The organism is Streptomyces sp. WAC04114 (assembly GCF_019733245.1).
Taxonomy (GTDB): domain Bacteria; phylum Actinomycetota; class Actinomycetes; order Streptomycetales; family Streptomycetaceae; genus Streptomyces; species Streptomyces massasporeus_A.
This window is the reverse complement of record NZ_JAIGQA010000354.1, coordinates 1-1,971: the sequence shown is the minus strand read 5'-3', so window position 1 is coordinate 1,971 and position 1,971 is coordinate 1. Positions and strand designations below refer to the sequence as shown.

Sequence of the window (1,971 nt, the reverse complement as noted above, 5' to 3'; positions counted from 1 at the left end):
CCGGCGCCGGACTATGCCGCGCTTGCGGGGTCGGGGCGTGCTCCGGCCAACGCGCGTGAGGAGATCGTCTGCGCCGCGTTCGCCGATGTTCTCGGTCTCGCCCAGGTCGGCGTCGACGACGACTTCTTCCGCCTCGGCGGCAACTCGCTCATGGTGGTGCGTCTGGTGGAGAGGCTTCGCGGAGCGGGCGTCAGCACCTCGGTGCGAGCCTTCTTCCGGACCCCCACGCCGGCCGGTCTCGCCGCTGCGGTCGACGCGGCCGGGCAGGTCGAGGTCCCAGAGCGCGCGATTCCCGAGGGTGCGACCGAGATCACCCCGGAGATGCTGCCGCTGGTCGACCTGACGGCCGACGAGGTGGAGCGTATCGTCGCCGCCGTCGAGGGCGGTGCGGCGAACGTGGCCGACGTCTACCCCCTCGCCCCCCTCCAGGACGGGCTGCTCGTCCACCACCTCCTGGCCGACGGTGGTGACGACGCCTACGTGATGGTGACCGTGCTCGGCTTCGACTCGCGGGAGAAGGTGGAGGCCTTCACCGCGGCGCTTCAGCGGGTGGTGGACCGGCACGACATTCTGCGGACCGGCCTGGTGTGGGAAGGGCTCCGCGAGCCGGTCCAGGTGGTGCGCCGCCGGGCCGAACTGCCCGTCCGGGAAGTCACCCTCGCCCCCGACTCCGGTGACCCCGTGGCCGACCTGCTGGATCTGGGTGGCCTGTCCATGAACCTCGGCCGGGCACCTCTGCTGTCGGTGCAGTTCGCGGCCGAACCCGGCACCGGCCGCTGGCTGGCGCTGGTGCGGGTGCACCACGTGGTCATGGACCACACGACACTGGAGGTCCTGCTCGGCGACATCAGGGCCTTCCTGGCCGGGCGGGAGCAGGAGCTGCCCGAGCCGCTGCCGTTCCGCGACTTCGTGGCTCAGGCACGTGCCGAGGCCGAACGCGGCGACAGCGAGCGGTACTTCGCCGAGCTGCTCGGTGACGTGACCGAGCCGACCGCGCCGTACGGACTGGTGGACGTCCGCGGCGACGGCATGGACGCGGCGGAGGCGCAGCTGGCGTTCTCTCCGGAGCTGACCCGACGGGTGCGCGAGGTGTCCCGCCGGCTCGGGACGAGCCCGGCGACCCTGCTCCATCTGGCGTGGTCGCGGGTGCTGGCCGCGGTGTCCGGACGGGACGACGTGGTGTTCGGCACGGTGCTGTTCGGGCGGATGAACGCCGGTGCGGGTGCCGACCGGGTGCCCGGCCCCTTCATGAACACGCTGCCGGTGCGGGTGCGGACGGACGAGCTGGGGGTGCGGGAGGCGGTGACCGCCCTGCGCGGCCAGCTGGCCGGACTGCTGGAACACGAACACGCATCGCTGGCGGTGGCGCAGCAGGCCAGCGCGGTACCCGGCGAGCTTCCCTTGTTCACCTCGATCCTCAACTACCGGCACAACACCGACCAGAGCCTCGACGACGAGTGGGGCGTCGACGGCATCCGCACCGTGTACACGCACGACCGCAACAACTATCCCCTCACCGTGGCCGTGGACGACAGCGGCGATCTCATCGGTCTCGACGTCAGCGCGGTTGCCCCCGCCGACCCGCAGGCAGTGGCGGAACTGGTGGAGACGGCCACCGCCGACCTGGTCGCCGCTCTGGAGCGGGTGTCGGCCGGTGGTGCCGAGCAGCGTCTGGCCGAGGTGCCCGTGCTCGACGAGCGGGTGGTGCGCCGGGTGCTGGCGCAGGGCTCCGGCCGCACGGCGCTGGTGGCCGGAAGGTCGTTGCCGGAGCTGTTCGCGGGGCAGGTGGCGCGGACGCCGGATGCGGTGGCGGTGGTGGCCGAGGGTGTGGAGCTCTCTTATGGGGAGTTGGATGCGCGGGCGAATCGTCTGGCGCGGTTGCTTGCCGGGCGGGGTGTGGGTCCGGAGTCGTTGGTGGGTGTGTGCCTGGAGCGTGGCGCGGATCTGGTGGTGGCGCTGTTGGCGGTGTTG

The 1,971-nt window shown here is 72.1% G+C and carries 1 protein-coding gene; it reads left to right on the top strand.

Features of this window, described 5'->3' with window-relative positions; translation table 11 throughout:
* Positions 1-1,971: condensation domain-containing protein (locus tag K4G64_RS39115; RefSeq protein WP_221760596.1), on the top strand; the 1,971-nt coding region annotated here is incomplete at both ends.